The sequence below is a fragment of the Marivita sp. S0852 genome, assembly GCF_046591575.1.
GTDB lineage: Bacteria > Pseudomonadota > Alphaproteobacteria > Rhodobacterales > Rhodobacteraceae > Marivita.
The window spans coordinates 479,853-495,452 of sequence record NZ_JBIQWA010000003.1 but is presented as its reverse complement, the minus strand read 5'-3'; the positions used below and the strand labels follow the sequence as shown (position 1 = coordinate 495,452).

Annotated in this window: 14 protein-coding genes; 6 read left to right on the top strand and 8 right to left on the bottom strand. The window is 60.3% G+C overall.

Annotated elements, in window-relative coordinates:
• Positions 1–238: 238 nt before the first annotated feature.
• A complete protein-coding gene (locus ACG74X_RS08875; protein ID WP_411234111.1) occupies positions 239–1,216 on the bottom strand; it encodes an HAD family hydrolase in 978 nt (325 codons plus the stop codon).
• A gap of 316 nt (positions 1,217–1,532) precedes the next feature.
• Between ACG74X_RS08875 and ACG74X_RS08870 the strand changes: the two genes are divergently transcribed.
• Positions 1,533–3,005: an amidohydrolase family protein gene (locus tag ACG74X_RS08870; protein WP_411234109.1), complete on the top strand. Its 1,473-nt coding sequence runs from the start codon at positions 1,533–1,535 to the stop codon at positions 3,003–3,005.
• Between the two features lie 154 nt (positions 3,006–3,159).
• Here ACG74X_RS08870 and ACG74X_RS08865 read toward each other — a convergent pair whose 3' ends face one another.
• The 6 genes from ACG74X_RS08865 to ACG74X_RS08840 are packed head-to-tail and all read right to left on the bottom strand — an operon-like array spanning position 3,160 to position 9,991.
• Positions 3,160–3,798 (bottom strand): META domain-containing protein, encoded by a 639-nt coding sequence (locus tag ACG74X_RS08865; RefSeq protein ID WP_411234107.1) that lies wholly within the window; start codon positions 3,796–3,798, stop codon positions 3,160–3,162.
• Between the two features lie 60 nt (positions 3,799–3,858).
• Positions 3,859–5,109 carry a carbohydrate porin gene (locus ACG74X_RS08860; protein WP_411234105.1) on the bottom strand — a complete coding sequence of 417 codons (1,251 nt, stop codon included), beginning with the start codon at positions 5,107–5,109 and terminating at the stop codon, positions 3,859–3,861.
• A 29-nt stretch (positions 5,110–5,138) separates the two neighbouring features.
• Positions 5,139–6,509, bottom strand: a complete 1,371-nt coding sequence (locus tag ACG74X_RS08855; protein WP_411234103.1) for an amidohydrolase family protein — start codon at positions 6,507–6,509, stop codon at positions 5,139–5,141.
• A gap of 37 nt (positions 6,510–6,546) precedes the next feature.
• The gene (locus ACG74X_RS08850) at positions 6,547–7,563 is read right to left on the bottom strand and encodes a TAXI family TRAP transporter solute-binding subunit (protein ID WP_411234101.1); all 1,017 of its coding nucleotides are present in this window, start codon (positions 7,561–7,563) and stop codon (positions 6,547–6,549) included.
• Positions 7,560–9,476 carry a TRAP transporter permease gene (locus tag ACG74X_RS08845; RefSeq protein ID WP_411234220.1) on the bottom strand — a complete coding sequence of 639 codons (1,917 nt, stop codon included), beginning with the start codon at positions 9,474–9,476 and terminating at the stop codon, positions 7,560–7,562. Before ACG74X_RS08845 ends, ACG74X_RS08850 begins: the two co-directional genes overlap by 4 nt.
• Positions 9,477–9,502: 26 nt before the next feature.
• Entirely contained in the window at positions 9,503–9,991 is a 489-nt protein-coding gene (locus ACG74X_RS08840; RefSeq protein WP_411234099.1) for a MarR family winged helix-turn-helix transcriptional regulator, read from the bottom strand.
• A gap of 316 nt (positions 9,992–10,307) precedes the next feature.
• Here ACG74X_RS08840 and ACG74X_RS08835 point away from each other — a divergent pair, with 316 nt between their 5' ends.
• The 3 genes from ACG74X_RS08835 to ACG74X_RS08825 are packed head-to-tail and all read left to right on the top strand — an operon-like array spanning position 10,308 to position 13,068.
• Positions 10,308–10,994, top strand: coding sequence for an ABC transporter ATP-binding protein (locus ACG74X_RS08835; RefSeq protein ID WP_411234097.1), 687 nt, complete (start codon positions 10,308–10,310; stop codon positions 10,992–10,994).
• On the top strand, positions 10,994–12,388 hold the full coding sequence (locus tag ACG74X_RS08830; protein WP_411234096.1) for an ABC transporter permease: 1,395 nt from the start codon (positions 10,994–10,996) through the stop codon (positions 12,386–12,388). Before ACG74X_RS08835 ends, ACG74X_RS08830 begins: the two co-directional genes overlap by 1 nt.
• 20 nt (positions 12,389–12,408) lie before the next feature.
• Entirely contained in the window at positions 12,409–13,068 is a 660-nt protein-coding gene (locus tag ACG74X_RS08825; protein WP_411234094.1) for a DUF3299 domain-containing protein, read from the top strand.
• Between the two features lie 170 nt (positions 13,069–13,238).
• Here ACG74X_RS08825 and ACG74X_RS08820 read toward each other — a convergent pair whose 3' ends face one another.
• Complete coding sequence (locus tag ACG74X_RS08820; protein WP_411234092.1) at positions 13,239–13,454, bottom strand: hypothetical protein; 216 nt, start codon at positions 13,452–13,454, stop codon at positions 13,239–13,241.
• Positions 13,455–13,662: 208 nt separating this feature from the next.
• On the opposite strand from ACG74X_RS08820, the gene dusA reads away from it, so the two are divergent.
• Together dusA and ACG74X_RS08810 are read left to right on the top strand one after the other, a co-directional pair.
• A complete protein-coding gene (dusA, locus tag ACG74X_RS08815; RefSeq protein WP_411234090.1) occupies positions 13,663–14,682 on the top strand; it encodes a tRNA dihydrouridine(20/20a) synthase DusA in 1,020 nt (339 codons plus the stop codon).
• Between the two features lie 4 nt (positions 14,683–14,686).
• Positions 14,687–15,463, top strand: a complete 777-nt coding sequence (locus ACG74X_RS08810; protein ID WP_411234088.1) for a hypothetical protein — start codon at positions 14,687–14,689, stop codon at positions 15,461–15,463.
• Positions 15,464–15,600: the final 137 nt, after the last annotated feature.

Sequence of the window (15,600 nt, the reverse complement as noted above, 5' to 3'; positions counted from 1 at the left end):
AGTCCCTACGGTAAGTTTGCAAGCTACAAGAGCATCGAGCAAGACATACTTGACCTGATCCGCGTGTCAGCGCGCCCCGTCCGTTTGACACCGGCGGATCGGTCTTCCGACCCGTTCGGGTCCGAATTGGCAAAAAGATGGTCGCTCAGGGAGTGGCGGTCTTACAAAACCCCGGCTGCTGACGTCTGAAACGGCCTGCGCATGTCGCATTTCGTCTTTCTGGCCTGCGGCCAAACCCTTACTCAGCGCCGGACCAGACCCGTCGCCAATCCTTGGCCATATCGACCAGAAGCCATCCGCGCGTGTCTGCCTCGTCAAGCCCCCGGTTCAGAGAGCCAACGGCGCTTTCCCGGTCATAGGCGAATTCGCGTTCGCCATCTGTGTGGTGGATCAACATGCCAAAACGAGCGCCTTCCCCTGCGGTGACCCATTCAAGCATTTGGAAATCCCCATCCGTATTCCCGGCGGCAAAGATTGGACGCTGGCCAATGTGGTTCATGATCCCGACCGGTTTGCCGGCACTCCGGTCGAAAAATAAGGCACCGCTTTGCTTGGTCAGGGTCGGTTCGCCATCGACAACCGAATACTCCATGTTGCCGATACTGCCGATGATCTGCGAGGGCGGGATGTTATAAATCTCTTCCGTGATGGCGCGCATGAAAAAGAGGCTGCCACCAGAGACGATATACGTAGAGAACCCTTCGTCTCGCATATAGCGCAGAAGTTCTGTCATGGGCTGATACGTCATGTCGGCATAGACCATGCCGGATGTCGGGTGTTCTGTAGTGGTGAGCCATTCATGCACAGAAGCCATGAACGCCGTCGGCGTGACATTGGCGTGCGACACGTTCAGGACCTCCAGAATGGCCTCAGATCCGGCCTCCCTGATGGCGGCAAAATCACCGTTCGCGGCAGCGGACAGGGCCTCCGAGCCGAGGATCGACGGGTCGTCCTCTGCGCGCTGCCGGACCATGTCCAGGGCGTAGGCCAATTGAAACGTCAGCGGCTGTTCGGCCCATAATGTTCCGTCATTGTCGAAAACCGCGATGCGGTCCGACATGGGCACGTAATTCTCGGACTGGGGATCGGTGACGGTTTCGACAAATGCGATGATAGAATCTTTCGCAGCGCCCGCCTTCCATGAGGGAAGCGGGTCCGCCAGAGCAGCCAGCGGCAGCGCGAAAACGGCAATCGAGGCGATAACAAAGCGGTGCATGACTGGGTCTCCTGCAAAGTGAATCCTTGCGACGTCTACGCAGTGGGACAGGATCGTTCATTCACGATTGTGTTGATTTTGTCAACAAAAGACGATACTATAAACATCCATTGTTGAAAGATCTCTTTGAAGTCTGGATGCTAGACCCTTTTGGTGATGCGTCTAGGACACCGCTGTGTATGGTGTCCCGGATGCTGTCACCACCCTGAACCGCCTCCCCGTAAGTGGGGAAATTTCGAAAGAGCGTCGTTGACAGTGTCATCAGACTACCCGCTGAACACGTACCACGAAAAGCCAAAAAACCGAAGGATTCATAATGAAGCTAAAAACCACTCTCCTTGGCGCTGTCGCCGTTTCGGCCTTGATCAGCACGGCCGCGCACGCACAGGATGTTCCGGCAGAAGTCACGCTTTTCAAGGACGTCAACATCTTTGACGGCGTCAACGAGGAGATGCTTGAAGGTTATGATGTTCTGGTTGTCGAAAACCTGATCCGGGAAATCGCCGAGGATATCCCGACCGAAGGCACCTACGAGCTTGAAGTGACCACCGGAGAGTTACAGCGCGTGGAGGCACTGCCCGGGTCCGGCGTGAACGGCTATACGGTCACGATCCTGGATGCGGATGGCATTCAGACTGAAACGCAGGAGGTGGCGGTCAATGTGATCGACGGCCAGGGCCGCACCCTGATGCCCGGCCTGATTGACACCCATTACCACCTGATGCTGGCGGCGAGCGAAGGCGACGCCTGGCGTCTGGAGCAACCGGATTACACCCATGCCACGATGGTGCTTGAGGCCAACAGGCTGCTGCAGCGTGGCTTCACCACGATCCGCGACACCGCAGGTCCGGGTTTCGGCATCAAGAAGGCTGTTGATGCCGGCATGATCCCTGGGCCGCGCATGTATCTGTCAGGGACGCTTATCACACAGACCTCGGGTCATGCGGATCGCACGCTGCCCTTTGAGGAGCCGCGGATCTTCAGTGGTGGCGTTCCGGTGGGCGAAAGCGTGATGAAGCTGGACCGCGTCGCGAATGGCCGGGCAGAGGTGCTGGCCGCCGTGCGCCAGAACCTCAAACAGGGAGCCACACAGATCAAGATCGCTGTCGGCGGCGGGATTTATTCGCTCTACGATCCGCTCGACGTGACCGAATTCACCGTCGAGGAAATCGAAGCGGCCGTTCAGGCCGCATCCGACTGGGGCACCTATGTGACATCTCATGTCTACACGCCCAAAGGTGTTCTGCGTGCTGTCAATGCCGGGATGAAGACCATCGAGCACGGCCAGTTGATGAATGACGAAGCTGCCAAAGCCATGGCCGACAAGGGTGTTTACCTCATCACGCAGCCGTTTGAGCCGCAACCGCAGCTGGAGGCGATCGCCGATCCGATCCAGTATGGAAAGTACACCCAAGTGGTCGAAGGTTGGGCGCGCACCGTTGAGCTGCTCAAGAAGCACAACGTCAAAATGGGTTTTGGGACAGACCTTGTATTCTCGCCGGGCACGAACCACGAACAGGCAGATTATCTTGCGCGGTTCGGGACATGGTTCAGCAATGTCGAAATGCTGCGCATGATCACATCGACCAATGCCGAAATCGTCGCCCTCAGCGGGCCGCGCAATCCCTATCAGGAAGGTCCGCTTGGCGTGATCGAGGCAGGAGCCTATGCCGATATCATTCTGGTGGACGGCAACCCGATGGAAGATATCACTGTGCTTGGCGACAACGGCGTCAAGATTGAACTGGTCATGAAGGACGGACAAATTTTCAAGAACACGATGGAGTAAGGTCTGCTTTTCAGCCGCCCCTTTTATAAAGAGGGGCGGCGCGGGTTGTGTGATCCCGGATCATCCACGACCCAAGATCGACCGCAGTTTTGCCAGCAAAACCACTCACGGGTTTTCAGGCTGTTGGCTCGCGTTTCCCCAGTTTCGGTGTGCTCTAACGGGTGTTTGCGCGAAACACGTATTTGGCACCGCTTGCCGCGTCCAGGTGCAAGCCGCCGTTGTCAATCTTGTATCCGGTCACGTCGGACAAATCGGCGGCCATAGCAGGAAACGGATCATTGGCGCAGGCGGCGCGGGTCACAGCGAACGGGCCAAGGGCCAGCGCCCCGTCTGTTTCCGACGCTGGCGTGGCTTGCCACGCGCCGCGGCCGTTGTTGCAATCGGCGCGCAGATGCGCTGTGCCATCGGCCAGGAAGGTGACCGTGTGCCGTTCCGGCATGTCGGCCTCCTTGTCGTCCATTCGGATCAATTCCCAAGTGCCGCCGACCAAAGCCGCGCCGCCCGGCACGGCGTTACAGGCAAGCGCGCCGCTTGCGCTGTCTTGCCATGTGATTTCGTCTGCTTGCCCGCGCAGCACCCCCGCATCGCCCTCATACAAAAACCCCGATCCGCTGGGCTGCGCCTCAAGAGAGACAAACATGGTGATCTCGGCGCGGCCATCGGCAAAGGAAACGGTCAGGATGCGGCCATCGTCGCACTGAAACGGCACTGTTTGCGTCATGTCCGCCTGCGCAGAGGTGGCCATCATCATTGCCAGGCCAAGGCCCGACAGGTTTCGGGTGATCAGTCTCATCATATGTTTCCTTGTCATCCGTTATGCGCAGATCCCGATCCGACGGGATTTGCTGAGGGTCTAGAAGACCACGCGCAGTCTCAGTCCGAAAATGCCGAGAACGTTCTCATCGGGATTGAGGGCGGGATTTTTGATAAACTGCAGGCTTGGCGTGATCTCGACGCCATCAAGCGGCTGCCAACGGCTGAACACTTCTGCCGTGACCTGTTCATCCAGACCGTCGCCAAAGGTTTCACTGTTGGGCCTGCTCCAGTTAAGGCCCACGCCGGTCAGTTGCTGGCCGGGATTTTTGGTATAGCCAAAGCCCGCACTTACCGATGCCTCATAAAGACTGCCGCCGCCATCGGCCCAGCCGCCGCGCAAGAAGGGCATCCATTGATCGTTGATCGCGGTGGTCAGCGAGAAAGCAACGCCATGACTTTCGGGGGAACCGGCCTCTTCGCGCGCGTCGATCTGCCAGAACGTCAGATGGGCATTGTCGATAAAGACCGCCTTGGGGCCAGACGTCCATCCCATCTCGACGGACTTGAAGGTCTCGCCTTCGTCAAAAAGGCTGTCGATGCCAGCCCCGATATCGGTGGGATCGGCATTTGCATCGACGATGCCTGCGGCAACGTAGATGGTGTCGGTCACAAACCCCGCAGCACTTAGGCCCAATGCGCCGTCGGGCAGTCCGGCAATGGTGCCTGACCCGGTCTGGAAGGCGAGATTGGAAAAGCCGGTCCACGGGCTGGCCAGTGCATAGACATCGACATAATCCGTCACGTCGAGCCAGCCCAGCGAGGCGGTCGCCCGACCACCGGCAAAGTTCTGTTGCCAGTAGAGGTTCGTGGCGCGCCAGCCTTGATCGTTGTAGACCGAATTCACCAGCCCGATATAGCCCAGCTCATTGCCGAAATCGGTGATCGCGACATCGCGATAGGCATGGCGGTGCTCTAGCTTGAAAACGAGGCTGCCGGTATCGGGGCCGCCCCGATTGAGCAAGGACCATTTCCCGATCATGCGGAACACGCCGCCTGCCGCACTGTCCTCTCCAAGGCTCGCGGAGGCGGCAAAACCGAGCGCGTTGTAGTCGAAAGCAAGCTCCAGCCCTGTACGTTCCGCAAGGAGCGCTTTGGACTTTTGCCAGTCTTCGGCGAATGACGGGGTGTCGCTTGCGATCAGGCGACCGGCCGCATCGGGGCCTGCAAGGTCCGTAGCGGAACTTTGCGCCATCAGGGCGTCGGGATGCGTCAGCAGAAGCGCAGAAGCGCACCCGGCCAGCAGGGCACTGCGCCGGCGTCGCGCCGATCGATATGGTGTGGTGGTCATGCGTTTCATGGTCTGGTCCCCATCGCGCGTCACAGCAAGGTCTTGTGAATGATGCCGCCCTTCATGATCAGGGCCAGCGAGGTGTCGGGTGTCGTCAGGACCGAGATATCGTCCAGCGGGTTGCCATTGACCAACAACAGATCGGCATATGCCCCCGGAGCGACCACCCCAAGCGGCCCATCGCGATAGGGGTGGCGCAAGCCGCTGCGTTCGAACAGCTCGGCATTGCCGGATGTCGCCTGCATCAGGATCTCGCGCGGGGTGTAATACGGCGTGCGCGCCACGAATTCGAGCGATTGCGAAGGCCCTTTGTCGATCGTGCCCAGAATATCGGTGCCCCAGGCGACTTTCAGCCCGAACGCCTTGGCACGTTCATAGCCCGCGGTCGCGCCCTCTTGGGCCTGGATGAATTTGGGCAGCGCATCACCGGTCAGCCCGGTTTGATCGGCGGGCACCGAATAGGTCAGGTACTGGGTCGAGAAGAACACGTCATTGTCCTTCATCATCTGCATGGACTCCTCAGAGGCAAAGAGCCCATGCTCGACCGACCGGACCCCGGCCGTGATCGCGTTCTGAACCGAGGCGTCGGAATAAGCGTGGATCTTGGCGTAGGTGCCCCATTTCTGCGCCTCGCCCACGATGGCCTGAAGCTCTTCCAGCGTATATTCGGTCACGTCCAACGGATCATGCGCCCCGGTGATCGAACCCGAGCCCATGATCTTGATCTGGCTCGCGCCATAGCGCAGCGCCTCGCGCGCGGCCTTCATGACCTCTGCCTTGCCATCGCCGGTGATCGTCCAGCCGCGCAGATAGGCCGGATCGAGCTGGCCGGTGAAATAGGGCGACAGATAGTTCATCCGGGGCTCGAAATCGCCATGTCCGGAGGTTTGCGAGATGAAGAACCCCGACGGCAGGATGCGAGGCCCTGCAATGACGCCTGCGTCGATGGCTTTCTTCAGGCCGAAGGACGGCCCGCCTGCGTCGCGGACGGTCGTGAAGCCGCGCATCAACATGCGGTGTGCGCCCTCTGCGGCCATCACGCCGGTGTATTCATGGGGCGAGCCATAGATCAGTTCCTCGATCTCGTCGTGCCACATGATATGGGTGTGCGCATCGGTCAGCCCGGGGGTGAGCGTCAGCCCGGTGGCGTCGATGATCTCTGCGTCCTCCGTCGACAGGTCCGGCCCGACCGCAGAAATCATGCCGTTCTCGATGCGCACGTCAGACCCTGTGATCAGGTCTTCCGATGTGCCATCGAAAATCGCGGCCCCCTTGATGACGATGGGCGATGGGCCTTCCTGAGCAAATGCGCGGCGGGGCAGGGTGGTCGAAAGCCCGAGCGCGCCAAGCCCGACAAGAAGAGAGCGGCGATCGAGCGCGGTGTGGTCGGTTTTAATCATGTGGTCGAAACCTTTCCTGAGTATTTCGTGAGGTCCGTCATTGCATTGGGGTGAACGTCGTGGGGGCCGGGATGTCCCAGCCCTGTTCGCGGTAATATTGTTCTGCACCGGGATGCAGGCGGCCTGCGATTAAAGACAGGGCGCGGTCGCGGGTAAGCGCATTCGGAAGCCATTCGGCAACGCCGTGGATGTCCTCCAGGTTTTCCCAGATTGCCTTGGTCACTTGATAGACGACCTCATCGGGGACATGCAGTCCGGCGCTGAAATTCACGATGGAGCCGTGGGTCTGAATGGCTGTGTCGTTGACCTGGTTTGATCCATAGGTATCGGGCGGGATCATGTCGAAGGTTCCGCCGGTGTCCTGCCGCACGGTCACGTGCGTCATGTCCACATCCAGCAATCTGATCTTGCGCGTCAGCGCAAACTGGCGGACCGCGCCGCTTGGTAAGTTCGTTTGCAGCACGATGACGTCGATCTTGCCATCCTGAAAGGCCTGGATGGCAGCATCAAAGCCGAATGCCTGCAGTTTCATCGCGTCTGGCGTGATCCCGGTGGATTGCTCGATCACGCGCAGAACCACCTGCGTCGCAGCCCCGCCAGGCGGCCCCGCGAAAACGGTCCGACCGCGGAGATCGTCAAGCTGCTTGATCCCGGAATTGGCGTCGGTGATGTAATGGTAAGGCCCCATTTGATAGGCAAAGATCATGCCCACCTGTTGCTCCAGTTCGGGCGCATCGGCCACGTCCCGATAGGGGCCGAGGCGATTGACCATCATCCAGTTGATCGTGGGCGACCCGAACAGGAAATCTACCTCTCCGCGCGCGGCATCCAGCATATGCCGGGTCGCGGTGCCGGTCGCGCTGAGCTGAAAGGTCACGTCATTGGCGTGGGTGTTGACCACTTTGGTGATCGCGCTGTTGACCACAAAGGGCGTCAGACCCGGCGCAAGGGATTTCACCTTGTACGTGTCCGCCATTGCGCGATCCGAGGCGCTGTAGATCGCCATGGCCAGAGTGATCGCGACCGTCAGTATTTGCGACACGCCTGTTGTCATGGATGTGGCGCGCCTTGTTCTAAAGGGGCGGGGCGCAATGACCGGAACCAGGCAAGGGACAGCCCGATGCACAATGCCGCCAGCAGGGAGGGGCCCCAGATGACGGAAAGCGGCGCGACCAGCCCGCAGGCAAGGCCCCCGCGCAGAAGTCGGTTGGCAAGGGGCAGACGTGTGGACCGCGTCGTGGCACCGCCAAGGGCGGTGGCAAGCAGCCAGACCGCCACGCCGAGGCGCAGCACGGTTGTCAGCAACTCGGCCCAGCTGAACCCGTGCGTGACCAGCAGCAGGGACGGGGAATAGACGAACATAAACGGCACGATCAGCCCCACCGCAGACAGCCGCAAAGCGGTCAGCGACATGCGCAGCGGCTCTGTTCCGGCAATCGGTGCGGCGACGAAACAACCATAGGCCACAGGCGGCATGATTGAGGAAAAGACAGCGAAGTAGAGCACGAACATATGCGCGGCCAGCGGATCGACCCCGGCCGTGATCAGTGTCGGTGCGATCATGATCGCCACCACAAGATAGGCCGGCAAAGTCGGCAACCCCATGCCAAGCACCAGCGCCCCCAGCATCGCCATGATCAGTGTCACGAAAAGATGGGTTTCTCCGAAGTGTGACAAGGCAATGCCGAACCGGATCGCCACACCTGTTTCATTGACCACGGCCAGCACGATACCGATGACCGCAACCGAAAGCATGATCTGCGCCGACGATATGCCGCCATCGCAAAGCGCTTGCCAAATGCGGTGCGGGTCGCGCCGCACATCCGGCGTCAGCAACAGCCCCATGGCCAGCGCCGTCACGACCCCGATCAGCCCCGCGAGGCCCGTCGACATGCCTGCCAGAAAGGACGCCATCAGCGCCAGCAACGGAACGATGACAAGCGCGGAATTGAGCCTGTCTTGTCGGGTCAGAACGGGGATTTCGTGTTCAGGGAGCGGTTGAATGTTCTGTCGAACCGCTTCGACATAGACCTGTGCAAAAAGACCCAGATACTTGAAGACCACCGGCAGGGTTGCAGCGGCAAGGACCATCAGAAGCGGCAGGCCAAGCAGATCGGCCATCACAAAAGCCGCCGCCGCCATGATCGGGGGGGTAAGCTGTCCACCGGAGGAGGCCGCCGTTTCCACTGCGCCTGCGAAACGCGCCGAGAACCCCTGTCGCCGGATCATCGGGATGGTTATGATGCCGGTGCCTGCCACATTGGCCGCAACCGAGCCGTTCATCATGCCAAAGATCGCGCTTGCGGCAATCGCGGCATGGGCCGCGCCGCCGCGCACCCTGCCCAAAAGCGCGGTTGACATGCGGATCAGGCTTTCGCCTGCACCGGTTTGCTTCAGCACGGCCCCGAAGATCAGGAAAATCAGCAGGTTGCTTGCCACCAGGCCGGTCATGCGACCGAACACGCCATCGAAACTGTACCAGGTGATCTGCACGAAACTGCCCAGTCCGACCCCGAAATGCGCCAGCATTGGTGGCAGGTGCGGACCGGCAAAGGCGAAGCCGGCAGCGAAAAGCGCCATGATCGCCAGCGCCGGTCCCCAAGCCCGTATGCTGAGGATCAGCACCACGGCCAGCCCCGTCAAACCGGCCGCGACCGTGACAGGCGTAGGCGTGAAAAAGCCGCTCCAGAGGTCGGCCTGAACTTTGTGGAACCACCATCCGGCGAACCCCAGCCCCGCAACCAGGGCAAGATCGGCCGCCCGTCCGGCGCGTGGTGTGCGGTAAAATAGCCCGCTGCGCGATGCCGGTCGCGCCAGAGCCACAACCAGAACCGCGATTGCGACCGCGCCAAAGCGGGCCGTCGCCTCGTCCAGTGCGGACACCGCGATATTGTAGATAACGAGGAGCGAGAAAACCCCGGCTGCCAATCGTCCTGCCGCAGCCTGCGTCCCTTTGGGCGCAGGCATATTGGACAAGCTCGCCGGTCCTTGCATCATACCTTGCTTTCACGCTCCCTTTGCAGGTGGTCGGCGTGATCGGTCACCTTGTCCAGCAGGCGCAGCAGCGTCTCGCACTCTTGCCTGCTCAACGTGCCGACCGTGCGCGCGTTGCGTTGTGCGGTGAAGTGGATAAGCGTCTTGTGCAGTTTGCGCCCCTCATGTGTCACGTCCAATGTCAGCGCGCTTGCGTTGCTGGCCAGCGGCGTGGTTTGTATCAGGCCGCGATCAACCAACTGCTTGACCACTCGGCTGAACTGTCCCTTGTCCATCCACAGCTGTTCCCGGACCGTGCGGGACCGCACCGGGCCCATTGCCGTCACCAGCCCGAGGATACGCCACTGATTGAGGGTGATGTCGTGATGCTGCTTGAAAAGGTAGCCGCCCGCGCGCGCATTTATGGCATCGAGGCGCGCAATCTTGAAGCTAAGCGCATCGGTGATCTGCGTGATGTCTGGATGTGCCGAAACCTGGTCTTTCTGCATGCTCTCAGTCAATTTGGAGAACCCTCGTTGTCGGTATATTCGGATTGTGCGTTGATATCATCAACAATTCCATACCATCGACCGTTTCGCGCGGCGATCCTTTTTGTCGTTTCCACGTGGAATTTTAACCCCGGGTGCCGCCTCAACCCTGCAAGGCTATCAATGAATTGACGAATGAGTTGAATAAGTCAACAATGTATGTAGGTATTCACCACATGAGGTCCGCCCGCGCAATGGCGCGGGGCACAGCCCGTCAACCCGGTGGTAAAGGCGAGAATGATGCATCGCATGCGGCGTCCAAACGAATGAACCCGACATGACAGCCCTCAAGATCGAGAACCTCGCCTATGCATGGCCCGGTGCCGGTGGACCAACGCTTGCCATCGACGCGCTTGTGCTTGAACCGGGCGAAAGCGTGTTCCTATACGGTCCAAGCGGATGCGGAAAGTCGACCTTGCTGTCGGCAATCGCGGGCGTGGTGGATATTGCACCGGGTGCCATTCGGGTCATGGGGCAGGATGTCGGCGAATTGAAAGGCGGCACGCGCGACCGGTTTCGGGCCGATCACATCGGGATCATTTTCCAGATGTTCAACCTGATCCCCTGGCTGAGCGCGCTTGAAAATGTCGTGCTGCCCTGTACCTTTTCGGCCCGCCGCCGCGACCTTGCCAACATGCCAACCGCAGGGGCGGCGCAACGGCTTTTGTCAGAGTTGGGCCTTGCCGAGCCCGCGCTGATGGCACAGCCGTCCCGCACCCTCAGTGTCGGGCAGCAACAGCGCGTGGCGGCTGCCCGCGCCATGATCGGTGGCCCAAACCTGATCCTGGCGGACGAACCAACGGCAGCGCTTGATGACGACACCAAGACCGGGTTTGTGCACCTGCTGACGCGCGAGGCCCGATCAGCCGGTGCCGCCCTGCTTTTTGTTAGCCATGACCGCAGCCTGGAAGGCCATTTTGACCGCAGCGTCGATTTTCGCGAACTGAACGCGGGGCTGCGATGATGCTCGTGTTCAGCCTTCGCAGTCTCTGGAACCGACGGTTTTCCATCGGTCTGACGATCCTGGCAATCAGCCTGAGCGTCGCGCTGATCCTCGGGGTGGAAAGGCTGCGCGACGGCGCGCGTGACAGTTTCACCAACTCCGCATCGGGCATCGACCTGATTGTGGCACCGCGCGGCAATTCGGTGCAGATCCTGATGGCCACGGTCTTTGGCATCGGTGGCACGGGCACCGGGATGACCTGGGACAGCTACGAATGGCTTGAAACGCGGCCAGAGGTGGCCTGGGCGGTGCCGATCCAGATGGGCGACACACATCGCGGGTATCCTGTGCTGGGCACCTCAGCTGCATATTTCGAGCATTTCCGCCATTCGGGGGGGCAGGGCCTTGTGCTGGCCCTGGGCCATGTCTTTGATGGAACGGTGCCCGACGTGGCGGTGATCGGTGCCGAAGTTGCATCGCGTTTCGGCTACGTGCCCGGAGATGTCATCGTCAACACCCACGGCATGGGATCGGTGTCGTTCCACGTACATGACGACGCACCCTTCACGATCAGCGGGGTGCTGGCCCCCACTGGCACAGCGGTCGATCGAATGGTGTTTGTCACGCTCGAAGGATTTGATGCGATCCATGCGCAGCCGGAACCAACCCCTGTTGATCCGTTCAGTCAAGAGGCATTGGCCGAAGCCAACCTTGCCGGGAGTGCGGCGCACGCGGATCAGGAAGCGCATGACAGCACAGAAGATCACGCGTCAGAAGCGGGCCACGGGCATGACGATCATGACGGGCATTACCACGTATCCCATAACGATCCCGGCCCTGGGCACGATCACGGACATGTCCCCGACCGGATCAACGCGGTGTATGTCGGTCTGACCGATCGGACCGCCGTCCTGAGCTTGCAAAGAGCGATCAACGAACGTCCTGCGGATGCGTTGAGTGCTGTGCTCCCGGCTGCGGCGCTGGCCGAGCTTTGGAGCCTGACCGGTACCGCGGAGCGGGCGATGCGGCTGATGGCATGGTGCGTGGCTGCGGCGGGCCTCTTGGGGATGATCGCCATGCTTTCTGCGGCGCTTGACGCCAGACGACGCGAGTTTGCGATTCTGCGGTCAATCGGGGCGACCCCTGCACGCATTTTTGGCCTGATCGTCACCGAGGCGGCGTTGGTTATGATTGCCGGGCTGGTGCTGGGGGCCGCTCTTCTTGCGCTTGTCACGTTGCTGGCCGAGCCGGTTTTGACGGCCCGGTTTGGTGTTCGTCTTGACGCCGCACCGGTGACACCTGACGCGCTTTCGGCCATGGCGCTGATTTTCTGTGCCGGACTGGCCGCATCCTGTGCGCCGGCCATGCGGGTGTATCGCATGACATTGGCGGATGGGCTGGCGATCCGCAACTGAACCAAAAAGAGGTGTATATGATGACGGGGAAATTGGTGCGGATCGGTGCGCTGTTGCTGCTTGCCGCTTTGCCTGCTGCGGCGGGCGCGGAGGACGCGCGCCAGATTGGATGGGCAACGCTGGCACCACCGGCACCCGAGATAGAAAATCCGTTCGAGCGGTTGACCCCGGCCCAGATGGATAGCCTGCGCCTTATCCTGCGGGCCGAGACCCGTGCCGAGGCAACCGGCGATGACAGTGAAATCGACCGGGCACGTGAGTTGCGCCAATCGCTGACGGCAGACGGGATCGACGCGGATGCGCTTTTCGCAGCGCGCGTCAAGATCATGGAGACACGTCAGCAGGCGGCGTCACGCGTAAACCAGGACCTGGTTGGCACCCATGTGCGCATGCCCGGATATGTTCTTCCGCTTGCCTTTGAGGGGCGCAAGGCGGTCGAGTTTCTGCTGGTTCCCACGGTTGGGGCCTGTGTCCATACGCCCCCACCACCCGCCAACCAGGTCGTGCATGTGCACTATCCCGAAGGCATCGAGGTCACCGGTCTTTTCAACCCGGTCTGGATTGACGGGGTGATGCAAGCCGAGAGCGCGCAGGTCACGGTGGGCTATGTCGATGGACGGGCCCCGGTTTCGGTGAGTTATGCGATGCAGCCAAAGCATGTCGAAGCCTACGGCGGATGACACCGAAACCGTAGGTCATGCATCAACGCGGTTTATGAGGGCTGTCTCGCCCATCCGTCGTGCGTCTTTGATCAGGGCGCAGCGGCCGGTTGAGCTACCAAGACCTGCCATTCATATATTTTGTGACAACGGGTCCATTGAACCGATTCCAATAACCGTGACGGTCGATTTCAGGAAAATCGTCTGTTGCGCCATGTGTTCAAGATGACATCCGCGCGATGCATGCGCGAAGGACGTGTCGGCGACACGATGCCTGAGACAGCGTCAGCCAAACCGACGATCTGCGCGATCCAGATGGTGTTCAGTCTGGCGGTGACATAGGCTGCAGCCCCTGCACTGACAGGCAGGCGGGTCAAGCCGTTCGCGATGGCGATACCGCGACGCATGCGGACGCAGGTGGGGCGACGCGTAACAACACTTGACAGCTTTTCCAGAGCGCCAGGCGACGGAGCCGTCTTTCGGCCGGCGATTGATGATGTTACCCATGGCGTTACATCATGAGGCTTGTGTTGCAACATTTGTTGTAAACCATGCCGGACATGGGCGAAAATCACAGGTAACGAGACACGAGCAAGACCGTGCAATAGGCGATAAATGGCTGATAAGGAGAGAAACCATACCGTCCTCAATCCGGCGCGTCTTTCGGTGGCCCCGATGATGGATTGGACCGATCGCCACTGCCGGCATTTCCACCGTCAGATCACCCGGCATGCGCTTTTGTATACCGAGATGGTTACGGCACCGGCTTTGGTGCGGGGTGGGGCGGCGCATTTGCTTGAGTATTCCGACCCGGAACATCCGCTTGCTTTGCAGCTTGGAGGGTCTGATCCTCAGGAATTGGCCGAGGCTGCGCGCATGGGGGCAGAGGTCGGGTATGATGAGATCAACCTTAATGTGGGCTGCCCGTCAGACCGGGTGCAGTCGGGAACATTTGGGGCTGTGTTGATGAAATCTGCGCCTTTGGTGGCAAAGTGCGTGTCGGCGATGAAAAATGCGGTCGATGTGCCGGTCACGGTTAAATGCCGGATCGGCGTGGACGATCAGAACCCCGAAGACATTCTGCCGGATTTTATCGCGCGGGTGCGGGATGCCGGGTGCGATTATTTGATTGTGCATGCGCGCAAGGCGTGGTTGCAGGGGCTTTCGCCGAAAGAGAACCGCGATATCCCGCCGCTGGATTACGAACTGGTGCAGCGCATGAAAGCGCGGTTTCCCGACATTCCGATGTCGATCAATGGTGGCATTGACACGCTGTCCGAGGCCGAGGCCCAGATTGCGCTGGGTCTTGATGGGGTCATGATCGGGCGGGCGGCCTATCATCGCCCCTGGGACGTGTTATCCAGGGTTGATGAACGGCTGTTTGGCGATGCCGCGTCAGCGAAAACCCGAAGCCAGGTGGTCGATGCCATGCGCCCCTATATTCAGGCGCATGTGGATAGGGGCGGCAAGGTTCACCATGTGACCCGCCACATGCTGGGCTTGTACGCGGGCCAGCCGGGCGCGCGGATCTGGCGGAGGGTGCTGTCAGAGCGGGCCAATCGCCCCGGCACCGGGGTAGAGGTGCTGGATCAGGCGCTGGACCTGATGAGCCAGCCCGACAGTCTTGCGGGGTGATGGGATGTCTGTGTCATGGCCCGAGAGCGGATACATCGCTTATCCCTGGGATGCGGACACATATCGCTGGTCGCAGGCGGCGCGCGTGGTTGGGCAGGCTGTGGCGCAAGACCCAAAGATGATTGAAACTTGGCTTCAGTGCGAAGGCACCTGGTTTGTCGGGGTGGATGCTTTGCCGTCTGACGGTACGGGGGCAATTGCCGGATGTGATCTCAAGGGGCCGTTTCTTGAACAGATCGGTCAGCGCACGGATCTGCATCCGGCGCAGCTGTCGATCACATATCCCGGCTATCCCCGTCCCCGCGCCGGAGAAAGCGACGCTGGGTTTCGCTATCGCCGCAATCGCGATGCGGCGCATATGGATGGTGTGCTTGCCGAAGGAACGCCAAAGCGGCGGTTTTTCCGCGAACGGCATGACTGGATTTTGGGGATTCCGTTGACGGAAACCACCCCGAATGCAAGCCCGTTGGTGGTTTGGGAGGGCAGCCATCGAATCTTGCAAGCGGCCCTGCAGGCTGCGCTTGATCCGTATCCAGTGTCGGACTGGGACGATGTCGATATCACCGATATCTACGTTTCTGCGCGCAAGACAGTGTTCGAGACCTGCCAACGCCGCGTGCTTTTCTCGCGCCCCGGAGAAGCGGTTTTGCTGCATCCTTATTTGCTCCACGGTGTCGCCCCCTGGAGCCAAACGGCATCGGCGTCTAAACACGGCCGCATGATCGCCTATTTTCGGCCAGTTTCATCCGAATCAAGCCGTTGTAAAATAAGGCAAAAATAAGGCATGCCACATTGTTGCGTGGAAATCGCGACAATGCTGGCCTGGGCGAATTAACTGTTCCTTAATCCCGGACAATACCGCGAAAATTGTTGATTTCCTTATGGGCAATCACTGTCCAGAGGTAGCTTTACGTCTGT

What these genes read in the sequence shown, in the direction of transcription:
- ACG74X_RS08875 (WP_411234111.1), bottom strand. Translation starts at nt 1,216, where the DNA reads ATGCACCGCTTTGTTATCGCCTCGATTGCCGTTTTCGCGCTGCCGCTG.
- ACG74X_RS08840 (WP_411234099.1), bottom strand. Translation starts at nt 9,991, where the DNA reads ATGCAGAAAGACCAGGTTTCGGCACATCCAGACATCACGCAGATCACC.
- ACG74X_RS08810 (WP_411234088.1), top strand. Translation starts at nt 14,687, where the DNA reads ATGTCTGTGTCATGGCCCGAGAGCGGATACATCGCTTATCCCTGGGAT.
- ACG74X_RS08845 (WP_411234220.1), bottom strand. Translation starts at nt 9,476, where the DNA reads ATGCCTGCGCCCAAAGGGACGCAGGCTGCGGCAGGACGATTGGCAGCC.
- ACG74X_RS08855 (WP_411234103.1), bottom strand. Translation starts at nt 6,509, where the DNA reads ATGATTAAAACCGACCACACCGCGCTCGATCGCCGCTCTCTTCTTGTC.
- dusA (WP_411234090.1), top strand. Translation starts at nt 13,663, where the DNA reads ATGGCTGATAAGGAGAGAAACCATACCGTCCTCAATCCGGCGCGTCTT.
- ACG74X_RS08870 (WP_411234109.1), top strand. Translation starts at nt 1,533, where the DNA reads ATGAAGCTAAAAACCACTCTCCTTGGCGCTGTCGCCGTTTCGGCCTTG.
- ACG74X_RS08830 (WP_411234096.1), top strand. Translation starts at nt 10,994, where the DNA reads ATGCTCGTGTTCAGCCTTCGCAGTCTCTGGAACCGACGGTTTTCCATC.
- ACG74X_RS08850 (WP_411234101.1), bottom strand. Translation starts at nt 7,563, where the DNA reads ATGACAACAGGCGTGTCGCAAATACTGACGGTCGCGATCACTCTGGCC.
- ACG74X_RS08835 (WP_411234097.1), top strand. Translation starts at nt 10,308, where the DNA reads ATGACAGCCCTCAAGATCGAGAACCTCGCCTATGCATGGCCCGGTGCC.
- ACG74X_RS08825 (WP_411234094.1), top strand. Translation starts at nt 12,409, where the DNA reads ATGACGGGGAAATTGGTGCGGATCGGTGCGCTGTTGCTGCTTGCCGCT.
- ACG74X_RS08860 (WP_411234105.1), bottom strand. Translation starts at nt 5,109, where the DNA reads ATGACCACCACACCATATCGATCGGCGCGACGCCGGCGCAGTGCCCTG.
- ACG74X_RS08820 (WP_411234092.1), bottom strand. Translation starts at nt 13,454, where the DNA reads ATGCGTCGCGGTATCGCCATCGCGAACGGCTTGACCCGCCTGCCTGTC.
- ACG74X_RS08865 (WP_411234107.1), bottom strand. Translation starts at nt 3,798, where the DNA reads ATGAGACTGATCACCCGAAACCTGTCGGGCCTTGGCCTGGCAATGATG.